This window comes from Pseudomonas sp. (assembly GCF_050739935.1).
In the GTDB taxonomy this organism is placed as follows: Bacteria; Pseudomonadota; Gammaproteobacteria; order Pseudomonadales; family Pseudomonadaceae; genus Aquipseudomonas.
The window spans coordinates 40506-53842 of the sequence record NZ_JBOICF010000099.1 but is presented as its reverse complement, the minus strand read 5'-3'; the positions used below and the strand labels follow the sequence as shown (position 1 = coordinate 53842).

Here is a 13337-nt window from a genome sequence, read left to right as displayed (position 1 = left end):
CTGGCCAGCGCCGTGCCGCTATGCGCGAGGATGTTGAATGAAGGGCAAGGCGTTACTGGCGATGGCGGTGCTGAGCGCCTGTGCGTCGGTCTTCCACAGCCCAACGGTGAAGGCTGAAACCGTGCTGCGCGGGCAGCGGGCCGTGACCTGGAAGGATTTTCTGGGTATCAACGTGCAGTTTCAGTACTTCACCCCCGACATCTACCAGAAACAGATGAACCGCCTCGATCAACTGGGCCTGAACTGGATTCGCTGGACCCTGCAATGGCCCGTGCTGGAACCGGCACCCGGGCAGTACAACCTGGCGGATCTGGACGCTGCGATGAGCGCCGCCGGTCCCCACGACTACAACACCGTAGCCTATCTGGTCGGCTCGGCGACTTTCGACAGCAGCGCGCCGCAGGGTGCCAGCAATGCCGATCAATACCCGCCCCGCGACGACAGCATCTTCGCCGAACGCATGGCCGCCCTCGCCCAGCATTATCCGCAGGTCAGCCACTGGCAGGTGTGGAATGAGCCGAACATCGTCTGGCTGCCCCAGGCCGATCCGGTGGCCTATTACAACCTGCTGACCAGCGCCGCCAATGCCATCCGCAGCGCATTGCCGGGCAAACCGATCGTCACCGCAGGTGTTGCGTACTACGGGCAAATACGCGGCTCCACCGGCTATATGTTGCAGTCGATGGTCGATCAGGGGCTGGCCGGCCAGAACATCATCGCCGCCTACCATCCGTACTCCGAATACCCGGAAGGCGACTCAGTGCCCGACCTCGACTTTCTGGTTCGCGCCAAGGCCCTCAACAACAGCCTGCATGACGCTGGCGTAAGGCAGGTCTGGGCCACCGAATGGGGTTGGTCGAGCTACAGCGGGCCGGTGGAAATGCAGCACATCATCGGGCTACGGGGCCAGGCCGATTACACCCTGCGGCGGCTGGCGATGATGAGCACCCTGGATTATCAGCGCATCTTCCTGTTCAACCTCAGCGACCTCGACCAGCGCGCCAGCGCTCGCGACCGTGGCTATGGTCTGCTCGATCTGCACGGCGAACCCAAGCCGGTCTATACCGCGCTGAAGAACTTCTTCGACGTAACGGGCCCGACCCTGCAACCGGCCGATCCACCACCCGCGATGGCGGTGCCGGAGGATCTGTTCGCCATTGCCTGGAACAAACCGGACGGCACCCACCTACTGATGGCCTGGAGCGCCAGTAGCGCAGCTCTGAACTTTCCCGGGATCAAGCACGCAACGCTCTACGATCCCCTGACCGGCAACCACAGCGAGTTGGCCAATGCCAAGGGCGTGGACCTGCCGTTGACCCCTACCCTGCAAATCCTGGCGTGGAAATCCTAGTCACGGGAATTCTCCGGACACTGCTCTACCTACCCTGGCCCACCATCAGCGGCCCGCGAGGGCTTTTACGCCAGGCCCCGGCATGGCGCTCATCAGCGGTGATGCCGGTCTGTTGGCGGTCTGGCGTAGCCAGCGTCTCAAACCAACTCTGAAAGCTCGATCAGATTCAGATCCGGATCGCGCACATACACCGAGCGAATCGGCCCTGTCGCGCCGGTGCGCATGACCGGGCCTTCGAGGATCGGCCATTGCGCAGTGTTGAGGCGGGCGATGACTTGTTCCAGCGGGATCGAAGCGATGAAGCACAGGTCCAGCGCGCCTGGCACCGGCACGTGGGCCTTGGGTTCGAACTCCTTGCCACGTATATGCAGATTGATCTTCTGATTGCCGAACGTAAAAGCCATGCGTCCGCCGCCGAAGGTTTCCAGTTGCATGCCCAGCACGCGGGTGTAGAAGTCTACCGTGGCGTCGGCATCCACCGCGGTCAGGACCAGATGGTCGAGGTGATCGATCATGATGCTCTCCCAATATGCTTCAAATCAGACCACGTGCCCGCCACGCCTGACGCTGCTGCGCATCGATGCCCAACTCGGCCAGGACTTCGTCGGTATGTTGTCCCAAGGTCGGCGCCGACCGAATAACCCCGCCTGGCGTGCTGCCCAGCTTGGGCACGATGCCCGGCAATGTGACGGGCGTTCCGTCGTCGAGCTGGCTGTCGAGGAGCATGTCCCGCGCTTTGTAATGAGGGTCGCTGGCGATGTCGGCGGCGTCGTAGATCTTGCCCGCTGGAATCCGCGCGGCAGTCAGCTTGGCCAGCACGTCGTCGAGGTCCAGACTCGCGGCCCAAGCTGAAATTGCCGCATCGATCAGTTCGACCTGCTTGACCCGCCCATCGTTATGCGCCAGAGCCGGATCGGCGGCCAGATCGGGCCGCTCGATCAAGGCCATCAGACGCTGATAAATGCTGTCGCCATTGCCGGCGATCAGCGCGTAACGGCCGTCGCGACAACGATAGGCGTTGGACGGCGCTATCCCCGGCAGGCTGCTCCCCGCAGGCTGACGCACGGCACCGAATACCGAGTACTCAGGGATCAGACTCTCCATCATGTTGAACACCGACTCATACAGCGCGACGTCGATTTGCTGGCCTTCGCCGCCGTTCTGATCACGATGACGCAGGGCGAGCAACACGCCGATCACGCCATGCAGCGCCGACAGCGAATCGCCGATGGACACCCCCACACGCACCGGCGTGCGCTCAGGCTCACCCGACAGATGCCGCAAGCCGCCCATGGCCTCGCCTACCACCCCGAAACCGGGTCGGTCGCGATACGGCCCGGTCTGGCCGTAACCGGAAACCCGCAGCATCACCAGCTTCGGATTCAGCGCATGCAGTTCCTCCCAGCCCAAGCCCCAGCCTTCCAGCGTGCCGGGACGAAAGTTTTCCACCAGTACGTCGGCTTCGGCGATCAGCCTGCGCACCACGTCCTGGCCTTCCGGCTCGCGTAGATCGAGAGTCACCGAACGCTTGTTGCGCGACGACACCGCCCACCACACCGACGTACCTTCGTGCAGCAGGCGCCATTTGCGCAGGGGATCGCCGGTGCCTGGCGGCTCGATCTTGATCACATCGGCGCCGAACTCGCCAAGAATTTTTGCCGCGAATGGGCCGGCGATCAGCTGCCCGAGTTCGATGACCCGAATTCCTTGCAGTGGCTTTTGCATGACGTGTCCTTTCTTTTTTAAAAAGTCGTTATGGGAAAAGTCGCGTCATTGTCTGCTATCCAGACAGGAAATCCAGCATCGATTCATCAGCCACGAGACGAGCACCCGTACGTTCCATAGGCAGTTTTCACCGCTCGTTGATCGGTATTCCAAGCCATAAAAAAGCAGCGGCCTGATCATCCATATTTCTCGGAACGTCGGTCAGCCCAGCACCTCGCTCAAGGGGATGAAGTTGAGCAGGTCACCTTCGGCCACGGTGGTGCCTTCGATGACCTCGATCAACCCGTCGGCCCACGCGGCGCTGCGCAATACGCCGGAACTTTGATTGCGATAGGCGATTAGACGGCCCTGCTCCAGACGCCCGCGCAGGTATTCGCGCCGATTGCCGGGCTTGTCCCAGACAAAACCGGCGGGCACCTTGAACTGCAGAGGGTTCACATCGCGTGCCCCCAGCCGTCGCAGCAGATAGGGTCTGGCGAGCAGCGCGAAGGTCACCAGCGTCGACGCCGGGTTACCCGGCAGACCGATCACCGGAACACCACGAAAATGCCCGAAGGTCAGTGGTTTGCCCGGTTTGATCGCCAGTTTCCAAAGCGAGATCTCGCCTTCTTCACGCAAGGCATGGCCGAGGAAATCCGCCTCGCCAACAGACACGCCACCGGTTGACAGAATCAGGTCGACATCCCCAAGCGCTGCCAGCGCGGCGCGGGTTTTCGCCAGATCATCGGCCAGAATGCCGGCGTCCACCACTTCGCAGCCCAGACGCCTGAGCCAACTGCACAGCAACACGCGGTTGCTGTTGTAGATCTGCCCCGGCCCCAGCGGCTGGCCCGGTTCGATCAGTTCGTCGCCCGTGGACAGCACCGCCACCCGCGCGCGGCGCACCACCGGCAAGTGAGCCAGGCCCATGGTCGCGGCCAGACCCAGTTCGATCGGCCTCATCACGGTGCCCGCGTCCAGCACCTTGTCGCCAATCGTGGTCTCTTGACCTTTGGGCCGAATGTTCTGATTCAGGCTCAGCGGCTCCAGGAAACGCACGCGCTCATCGGCCTGTACTTCGGCGTTTTCCTGCATTTCCACGCAATCGGCGCCTTCAGGCACCGGAGCGCCGGTGAAGATCCGAGCACAGGTACCAGGCTGTAAAGGCAGTGGTGCCTGGCCGGCGAAGATGCGCTGGCTGACCGGCAATGGCTCGCCAGTCCAGTCGGCGACCCGCAGCGCGTAGCCGTCCATGGCGCTGTTGGGCCATGGCGGCAGATCAAGTGTGGAGACCAGGTCTTCGGCGAGAATCCGGCCCTGCGCATCGGCCAGGGCGACTGTTTCACGCCCCGTGATCGGCGCGGCTTCGGCCAGGTTCATCAAGCGTTCCATGGCCTCTTCCACCGGAATCAGGCCGCGCGGTTCAGGCATGCTCATCGGTATTCACCCACGAGTTGCGCACGGCTCGGCCTTTTTCAGGTGCGGCACGAAATTGCAGGGACGGAAGCTGTTGTTCAACTGGTCGGCAAGAATCCCGTCCCAGCCGGTGCGCACAGCATTGGTCGAGCCCGGCAGGCAGCAGACCAGTGTGCCGTTGGCCAGGCCAGCGAGCGCACGGGATTGAATGGTGGAGCTGCCGATATCCGGCACCGAGATCTGGCGGAACAGCTCGCCGAAACCGTCGACCTGTTTGTCCAGCAGGCACGCCACCGCTTCGGGCGTGCTGTCGCGACCGGTGAAGCCCGTGCCGCCGGTGATCAGCACCACCTGGACTTCATCGTCGGCAATCCAGGTGGCGACCTGGGCGCGAATCTTGTAGAGGTCATCCTTGAGCAAGACGCGCTCGATCAAGCCGTGGCCGGCGGCGGTGAGGCGATCGACGAACATCTGCCCGGAGGTATCGTTTTCGAAGGTACGCGTGTCGCTGACGGTGAGAACGGCAATGTTCAGCGGCACGAAAGGTGTGTCAGCCTTGGCTTTCATCGGCTAGGTCCAGTTGTCGGGGAAACAGTGCGGTGTTATATCACAGCACCCCTCTTTTCTCCGCTGAACGAGTTTGCCATGACTACACCCGACACCCTCGCGCCTTGTTCGATCCTGTTGCTGGCTGGCGGCCAGGGCCAGCGTATGGGCGGGCGGGACAAGGGCTTGATTGCCTGGCGCGGCGAGCCCCTGATCCGGCACTTACAACGCCTGACCCGGCCGCTGACCGACGACCTGATCATTTCCTGCAACCGCAATCGCGAGCAATACGCAGCCTTGGCCGATCAAGTGGTGCAGGACGATCAAAGCGATTTCCCGGGCCCTTACGCAGGCATTCGCGCTGGATTGGCCGTGGCCCGGCACGCATGGCTGCTGGTGATGCCCTGCGACACGCCGCTATTGGACCTGCAACTGCTACAGGGCCTGAGGCAGACCGCTGCCGCCCACCCCGGTAAACCGGTGATGGTGCGCCAGGGCGAGCAATGGGAGCCGCTGCTGTGCTGTATCCCAACGATTCATCGGCAGGTCTTCGAGCAGCACTGGCAGCAAGGTCAGCGCAGCCCGCGGCGGACCATGGCCGAGCTCGGGGCAGTGGCGCTGCAGTGTGAGGCGGGCGATCCGCGGCTGGCGAATCTCAATACACCGGATTTATTGATCGATATCAGGCAGTGAAGTTGTGGGCGGTGTTTCATAAGGCTTTGCATGCAGAGGCTTTTCACGGGCAAACTTTCCATTGCGCGATTATTCATGGAACTTTGCTGACAACCGCTGCGTCAGAAACTGCACTACATAAAGAATCACCCTCGGAGACACAGTAATGAAACAACGGACTATTCCCGCAGCGTTCCTGCTCGCACTTGGCCTCGCCACCCTTGCCGGTTGCTCTTCGCCTACGGTAATCACCCTGAACGACGGCCGTGAAATTCAGGCAACCGATGCGCCCAAGTACGATGAAGAGTCTGGTTTCTACGAGTTCAAACAGCTCGACGGCAAAGAAACCCGCATCAACAAGGATCAGGTTCGTACCGTTAAAGAACTGTGATGCCAGATTGAAGACAAAAAGACCCGCCTACTCAGGCGGGTTTTTTGTGGGCGGATCGGCATGGGACGTTACAGGCAGTGCCGTTAGCGCGCGTGACCTGAATACTGCTGATCGTTCCCATGCTCCGGATGAAACGCCGCCCTTGACACTTCGCGTCGTCCTGATTGAGGCGCAGCGTCAAGGGATGCATTCCCACCCAGCAAGAGAACGTTCAGAGCCGAAGTTCCAAACCGGTTCGACCGTCAGCCGTTACCAGCGAAACGCCACAGTACCCAATACGGTACGTTCTTCGCCCCAGTAGCCACGACCGGCGTTGTTGCAGCCGCTGACGTATTCCTTGTCGAACAGATTCTTCGCATTCACATCCACCGACCAGTGCTTGTCGATGTCATAACCGACCAACGCATCCACCAGCGTCACGTCACCAGTCTTCAACTTGCCGTACAACGTCGGCGCGGTGTAGGCGAAGGTATTGTCGAAGTACCGAACACCACCGCCGATACGCAAGCCACTCAACGGACCATCGAAGAAACGGTAAGTCGCCCACCCAGAAGCCTGGTTACGCGGAATGCCGGTCAACTGATGATCCTTGAACAGCGAACCCGGTGTGTCCTTGGTCACCCGTACATCGGTGTAAGTGTACGAAGCAGTCAGGCTGAGGTTCTTGGTCACATCGCTGTTGACCTCAAGCTCCACGCCCTTGGACTCGCTCTTGCCTACCTGACGGCTGAAACCGCTGGTGTCCGGAACCACATCGTCTTTCTTGGTCAGGTCGAACACGGCCGCGCTGAACATGGTGTTCCAGCCCTTGGGCTCATACTTCAGACCTACTTCGTACTGTTCGCTCAGGATCGGATCGAACAGACCGCCACCGGGCTGAGACGATTGCTGCACCGGGGTGAAGGCCGTCGAGTAGCTGATATAAGGCGAGATACCGTTCTCGAACTGGTACATCAGTCCGGTCTGCCAGCTGAAGCGATGATCCCAGCCATCCAGATCGGTACCCGGAACCGCTGCGCTTCCCGCACGTGCGGCACTGGCACGGTTGCGGTATTCGCTGTGGACCCAGTCCTGACGTCCGCCCAGCAGGAAAATCCAGTTGTCGTACTTGCTCTGCAACTGGCCGTAGGCACCGTACATGTGCTGGTCGAGCTGGGAGTTCTGCACGTATTGCGAAGCATTCGGCTGCACCGGCGAGAAGACCGGATTGAACACGTTATAGGTGCCACCCAGACCGGCGTCCCAGTCCTGGTTGAACGAAGTGCGATCATAGCTCGCACCCAGCAACACGGTATTTTCCAGCGCACCGGAGGTGAAATGACCTTCGAACTGGTTATCGACCGAATACGTGACGGACTTGTTGTCACGGTCATAGGCCGTGCTGCTCAAGGTGGTGCCGAAGCCGCCGTTGTTGAGGTTGTTCGGCCAGGTCTCATGGCGATTCAGACGCGACTCCATGTAGCGTGAGTTCTGGCGGAACTGCCAGTTCTCGTTGAGCTGATGGCTGAACTCGTAACCCAGGGTCCAGGTTTCACGCTCGAAGTCGTCCCAGTTCGGGTTGCCATTGAGCCGATCCTTGCCGATCTTGCCGTTGGGGTTGTTCAACAGCGTACCGGCGGCCGGGTAGCCGAGCAGCAGTTTGGTGCGGTCGCGCTGGTAGGACGACAGCAAGGTCAGGGCGGTGTCTTCGTCGAAGTTGAAGGTCATCGACGGCGCGATGTAGAGGCGATCGTCCGGCACTGAGTCGACTTGCGTATCGGCGTTGCGGCCAAGCATGACGATACGGCCCAGAATGCGGTTGTCGTCGGTCAGCGGGCCGGAGACGTCCAGCCCCAACTGACGGCGGTTGTTGCTGCCGTAGGTGAATCGGGCTTCGCCTTGGGCGACTTCGGTCGGGCGTTTGCTGACCAGGTTGACCAGCCCGCCCGGTGCGTTTTCGCCATAGAGGATCGAGCTGGGGCCACGGAAGACTTCGGTACGTTCCAGGCCAAACGGTTCGGTGGTGGTGTCGTAGCGGTTGCCTTGCAGACGCAGACCGTCCTTGAGCAGACCGTAACCGTAGTCGGTAGCGTTGTAGCCACGGATGGAGAACAGATCACCGGCCAGACCGTCGCCGACCGCGAACGGCGGCGCGAAAATGCCCGGCACATAGCCGAGGATATCGGTCAGGGTTTGCGACGCCTGATCCTGCATGCGCTGACGCGTCACCACCGATACGGAACGCGGTGTTTCCGATAATGGAGTGCTGGTCTTGGTGCCCGCTGTGCTGTTCTTCGCCTGGTAGCCTGCTTCCGGCTCCGCCACTGGCGCTTCGCCTGAGACCACCGAGTTCTGCAATTGAATGGTGGACCCTTTCACCGGCGTTGCGGGGGCGTCATCGGCCCAGGCCATACCGTGGCAAGCGACCGTTGCCACTAGCGCTGCCAAGGCTTTCACCTTGAATTGACTGTTGTCGTTGCTAGCCATCTGAAACTCCCCTCCCTTTGAAATCACACGGGGCCCCAGCCCCAGAATTGACTGCACATGTCAAAAAAAGCGAGAAAATGTAACAAGTAAGCATTCTCATTACCATTCAAATGATCGGCATCGACGAAATGTCCTACGCCATGGCACCCGCAGTACAGCTGGACATTGGACCAAGGCTGAACCTTCCACGCTTACAGGGCTCACTTGTTCAGCACGTTACGCCGACCGTTTGCACAGGAATCGACATGGGCCGTTATGCCGCCACTACCCCTTCAGCCACTCGCATCGAGCGTGAATTGAGCTTGCGCGCGGTGCTGACGGGGGCCGTTCTGGGCGTCCTGCTGACCCCATCGAATGTCTATGCGGGCCTGAAGATCGGCTGGTCGTTCAACATGTCGATCATTGCCCTGCTGGTGGGCTTCGGGGTCTGGCAAAGTCTCGCCCGACGCAACCACAGCCAGCCGGCGTGGACCCTGCACGAGAGCAATATCAACCAGACCGTGGCCTCGGCTGCCGCGTCGATCATTTCGGGCGGTCTGGTGGCGCCGATCCCGGCGTACACCCTGCTCACCGGTCAGCAGCTCGACCCGCTGCCGATGATGGCCTGGGTGTTTTCGGTGAGTTTTCTCGGCATCTGGATCGCCTGGTATCTGCGCCCTGCCCTGCTCAACGATGATGGCCTGAAGTTTCCCGAGGGCATGGCCACGCTGGAAACGCTGCAACACATTTATCGCCACGGTCAGGAGGCAGTGACCCGAATCAAAGTGTTGTTCAGCGCCGCACTGTTATCAGGTTTGGTGAAATGGGTGGATGGCTTCGTCTGGCCCATTCCGCGCTGGGCACCCACCGCGCAACTGGAGCGCCTGACCTTCACCCTCGACCCGTCGCTACTGCTGATCGGGTTTGGCGGCATCATCGGCATTCGCGTCGGGCTGAGCCTGCTGTTCGGCGCGCTACTGGCGTGGGGTGGGTTATCGCCTTGGCTGATCGATCATGGCTGGGTGGTATTGGCGCCAGACGCCAGCGGACCGCAGTTCGCCAAACTGGTGGAGTGGCTGCTGTGGCCAGGAGTGAGCCTGATGGTCTGCTCGACACTGACGGCGTTGGGCATCCGTTTTTTCATGGCACCCCAAACCGCTCGAGCCAACCACGGCCCTCGTGCCCGCGCGCCGTTTTCGCCGGGACCGGCAATCGGCCTGCTGCTTTCCATCGCGCTGGTGGTGAGCTTGCAGGCGGTACTGTTCGGCATTGACGTGTGGATGGCATTGTTGAGCATTCCGCTGGCGATCTGTCTGGCGGTGGTCGCCGCGCGCGTCGTGGGGGCAACCGGCATCGCGCCGATTGGCGCCATTGGCAAGCTCTCGCAGCTGACCTTCGGCCTGGTCGCGCCCGGTCAGGTGCCGATCAATCTGATGAGTGCCAATACCGCAGGCGGGGCCGCCGGGCAGTCGACGGATTTGATGAATGACTTCAAGGTCGGTCTGGCCATTGGTGCGACTCCAAAAAAACAGGTCGTCGCTCAGTGCATCGGGATTTTCATCGGCAGCGTGGTCGGGGTGCTGGTGTATCTGGCGTTGATCCCCGATCCCCAGCACATGCTGCTGACCGAGCAATGGCCCGCGCCTGCCGTCGCCACTTGGAAAGCCGTGGCCGAGACGCTGACCCATGGCCTGCAATCACTGTCGCCGCAAATACGCTGGTCGATCTTCATCGGCGGCTTCTTTGGCGTGTTATTGGGGGCTCTGGACAGCCTGCTGCCGCAACGCCTGGCGCGCTGGCTGCCGAGTTCGGCGGCATTTGGCCTGGCGTTCGTCCTGCCCGCTTCGACTTCGATGATGATGGGGTTGGGTGCGGTGCTGACGTGGGCGGCGAGTCGTCGCTGGCCCGCCGTTACCGAACGATTCGCGATCACTGCAGCCGCCGGTTTGATCGCCGGGGAGAGCATGACCGGGGTCGGCGCGTCGTTCTGGGAGATGTTCAAAAACCTGTAAGCACAGTCGCTGTATCGGACCTAACACAAACCTTCCCGGCGTTTCAAAGCTTGCGGGTATTGATTGTATCGATAACCAACATACACGCGAACGCCGTTCATTTTCACTGCGCAGATCGGGATCATGTCGCCATTGACTAGCCCGAACAAGGATTCACACATGTCCGTCAACCTGACCATTCTGCTGATGCTGATCGTTTCTTTTTCCATCGCTCTGGTGGGTGTGGGGCACTTTTGATTCGCTTTTAACGCTGCTCAAAGAACGTAGCGGCACGGTTTGCCCTTGGTATTGCTACCGCTGGCAAGCCGTGCTGCTACAAGACTTCGCCCCGGGATCACTTCAGCCTGAAGACGCCGACAGCCCATTCACTCATAAAAATCCGCCACGTCTTCCTTGCTGCCCACAAAAAAACTGTCCGCCACGATGCGCAGCGGTTGCAGATCCAGATCGCTTTGGCGATCCGCAATCAGTTGCGCGAAATGCCGGTACATGGCCGGGTATTCGCCCTCTTCCGACACGCTCTGTGCCACTCCGTCGATGCTGACCAGCGCACCGCCCGCATCCAGACGCATCACGCCCTCGTCGCACTGCAATTCAATGCGCCATTGCTCATTGTCGCTATGATCGAAATCGAATTCGGCGCGCACGCCCACCTGAGCCCCAGTGCGGATGTTCAGTGACGCAGCGATGGGCGACTGGCAGTTGCCCGGCACACTCAACACAGCGGATTCAACGAATAGCGCGCCCGGCAGCAGATCGGTAACGATGGACAGTGCGTTGATGCCCGGATCGAATACACCCAGGCCGCCCGCCTGCCAGATCCAGGTCTGGCCGGGATGCCATTTGCGTACCTGCTCTTTCCAGTCGACACGCACCTGTTTCAGGGTCTTGCCCTTGAGCCACGCTTTGGCATGGGCGACACCGGGAGCGAAACGCGAGTGCCAGGCGAACAGGCCGCTGACGCCAGCCCTGCCTACTTCATCGATCAGCGACAGGGCCTCGCCCAGGGTCGAGCATGGCGGCTTTTCCACCAGCACGTGTTTACCCGCCTTGAGCGCCTCCTGAACCAGTGCGAAACGCCCCTGTGGCGGCGTGCAGAAAGCAATCGCATCGACCTGAGGGCCGTGGGCAAGCAGTTCGGTCAGCGAGCGGAAGTTGTCGACGCCCGGACAAGGCTGACCCAACGTCGCCACCGCCACCAGTTCGAACCGCGAGTCGGCGCGGATCGCCGGCACGTGCTGGTCCTGTGCGATCTTGCCGTAACCTACCAGCCCTAAACGAATCGGATGCATCGATGACTCCTGTGATGTTGTCGTTATTTTGCGGCGATTCCCGTGCCCGAAAAGCCGGCGGCCGAGTCGCTGAAGAGTTCGCCGGCATCATAGCTGGCGGCTTCACTGGCAAGAAGCACTTGTGAAGGGAGACGTCGGAGGTTGTAACGTCAGCAAATGCGGTGGGTCTGGTAGAGGCGTGTCGCCTGGCATACCGCGTTCGCCAGCAAGCCGGTTCCTACAGTGGATTGGCTGTATGCCGAATTCAGGCACTCCGCAGAACTTGATATTCGCGAGGCGTGCAGCCGAACTCGCGGCGGAATACCGTGTGCAGGTATTGCGCGGATTTGAAACCACATTTTTCTGCGATGTCGGCGATGGCTGAATCGGACTTCTCCAGCCGCGTCGCCGCGGCGGACAGTTTGAAGCGCAGGATCTCGTCATGCACGCTGCACCCGCGCTCCTTGCGAAAATGCGACTCCAGCGAGGAACGCGAAACACCGACATAGCCTGCAACCTGCGCCGTTTTGATGCCTTGACAGGCGTATTGGCGAATGAAGTGCAATGCCTGCATCACGTAGGGATTGCCCAACGGCTGATGCAGACTCGATGCCTGTACATTGATGGCTTCCGGCGGCACCAGAATCTGACTGGTCGTCGGCGGCATGCCATGCAGCATTTGATGCAGCAAATGCGCAGCCGTGCGGCCCATGCTTTGTGTCCCCTGAATGACCGAACTCAACGGCACGCGCGTCAGGGTGCGGGTCAGCGGGTCGTTGTCGATGCCAATCAGCGCGACCTGCTCGGGGATGGCAATTCCGGCGGTCAAACAGGCCTGCAGCAACTGCCGCGCGCGGGCATCGCTGACCGCGATGATACCGATGGGCTTGGGCAGACTGTGCAGCCAGGCGATCTGCTGCTCGACGGCACTGTCCCACAGCGGCGCGCTGGTGCTCAGGCCGCGATAAATTTCACCGCGCAGACCGTCACGTTGCAGCAGGCGGCGAAAGGCTTTTTCCCGCTCCTGAGCCCAGCGATTGCTCTGCGCTTCCGGCAGGCTGAAAAAGGCGAAACGGGTCAGTCCGGCCTCGATCAGGTGCTCGTAGGCCAGCTTGATCAAAGCGAAATTGTCGGTGGCCACATAAGGGATGTGTCTTGGATAGGCGCGATCGTCCTCATAGGAACCGCCTACGGCGACCACCGGCAGCCTGCTGCCCGCCAGCGCCTCGCCAATCAGCGGATCGTCGAAGTCGGCGATGATGCCGTCGCCCTGCCAACGCTCGATGCCCTTGAGACGACAGAGAAAATCCTCCTCGAGAAACAGATCCCAGGATGCGCGCGTGCTGCTCAGGTAATTGCCGATGCCGGTGATGATGCCGCGGTCGTAGATCTTGCCGCCGTTGAACAACAGGGCAATACGGTGGACGGGCGGAACGGTTTTCATTGTTTTTCTCCGGGCCGATCGGCACAGACTAGGCCTGTGCGGGGTGAATCTCAATACTCAAAATCGAACACTGACTTGGTGATTT

Annotated in this window: 11 protein-coding genes; 4 read left to right on the top strand and 7 right to left on the bottom strand. The window is 60.9% G+C overall.

Annotated features, from left to right (window positions below):
* Positions 1 to 37: 37 nt before the first annotated feature.
* Complete coding sequence (locus ACRER8_RS19800; RefSeq protein WP_431747896.1) at positions 38 to 1351, top strand: cellulase family glycosylhydrolase; 1314 nt, start codon at positions 38 to 40, stop codon at positions 1349 to 1351.
* 137 nt (positions 1352 to 1488) lie between these two features.
* Here the strand turns inward: ACRER8_RS19800 and ACRER8_RS19795 are convergent, their stop codons facing one another.
* From ACRER8_RS19795 to moaB, 4 genes are all read right to left on the bottom strand, one after another.
* Entirely contained in the window at positions 1489 to 1866 is a 378-nt protein-coding gene (locus ACRER8_RS19795) for a VOC family protein (protein ID WP_431747895.1), read from the bottom strand.
* 19 nt (positions 1867 to 1885) lie between these two features.
* Positions 1886 to 3076: a CaiB/BaiF CoA transferase family protein gene (locus ACRER8_RS19790; RefSeq protein ID WP_431747894.1), complete on the bottom strand. Its 1191-nt coding sequence runs from the start codon at positions 3074 to 3076 to the stop codon at positions 1886 to 1888.
* Between the two features lie 201 nt (positions 3077 to 3277).
* Positions 3278 to 4486 (bottom strand): molybdopterin molybdotransferase MoeA, encoded by a 1209-nt coding sequence (locus ACRER8_RS19785; RefSeq protein WP_431747940.1) that lies wholly within the window; start codon positions 4484 to 4486, stop codon positions 3278 to 3280.
* A 12-nt stretch (positions 4487 to 4498) separates the two neighbouring features.
* Positions 4499 to 5038, bottom strand: a complete 540-nt coding sequence (gene moaB / locus ACRER8_RS19780; RefSeq protein ID WP_110947195.1) for a molybdenum cofactor biosynthesis protein B — start codon at positions 5036 to 5038, stop codon at positions 4499 to 4501.
* A gap of 78 nt (positions 5039 to 5116) precedes the next feature.
* On the opposite strand from moaB, the gene mobA reads away from it, so the two are divergent.
* Together mobA and ACRER8_RS19770 are read left to right on the top strand one after the other, a co-directional pair.
* On the top strand, positions 5117 to 5710 hold the full coding sequence (gene mobA, locus ACRER8_RS19775; protein ID WP_431747893.1) for a molybdenum cofactor guanylyltransferase MobA: 594 nt from the start codon (positions 5117 to 5119) through the stop codon (positions 5708 to 5710).
* Between the two features lie 145 nt (positions 5711 to 5855).
* The gene (locus ACRER8_RS19770; protein WP_431747892.1) at positions 5856 to 6080 is read left to right on the top strand and encodes a YgdI/YgdR family lipoprotein; all 225 of its coding nucleotides are present in this window, start codon (positions 5856 to 5858) and stop codon (positions 6078 to 6080) included.
* A gap of 249 nt (positions 6081 to 6329) precedes the next feature.
* Here ACRER8_RS19770 and ACRER8_RS19765 read toward each other — a convergent pair whose 3' ends face one another.
* Positions 6330 to 8471 carry a TonB-dependent siderophore receptor gene (locus ACRER8_RS19765; RefSeq protein ID WP_431747939.1) on the bottom strand — a complete coding sequence of 714 codons (2142 nt, stop codon included), beginning with the start codon at positions 8469 to 8471 and terminating at the stop codon, positions 6330 to 6332.
* Positions 8472 to 8791: 320 nt separating this feature from the next.
* On the opposite strand from ACRER8_RS19765, the gene ACRER8_RS19760 reads away from it, so the two are divergent.
* A complete protein-coding gene (locus ACRER8_RS19760) occupies positions 8792 to 10537 on the top strand; it encodes an OPT family oligopeptide transporter (RefSeq protein ID WP_431747891.1) in 1746 nt (581 codons plus the stop codon).
* Positions 10538 to 10902: 365 nt separating this feature from the next.
* Here the strand turns inward: ACRER8_RS19760 and ACRER8_RS19755 are convergent, their stop codons facing one another.
* Entirely contained in the window at positions 10903 to 11829 is a 927-nt protein-coding gene (locus tag ACRER8_RS19755) for a Gfo/Idh/MocA family protein (RefSeq protein ID WP_431747890.1), read from the bottom strand.
* A gap of 244 nt (positions 11830 to 12073) precedes the next feature.
* A complete protein-coding gene (locus tag ACRER8_RS19750; RefSeq protein WP_431747889.1) occupies positions 12074 to 13252 on the bottom strand; it encodes a XylR family transcriptional regulator in 1179 nt (392 codons plus the stop codon).
* Between the last annotated feature and the right edge of the window lie 85 nt (positions 13253 to 13337).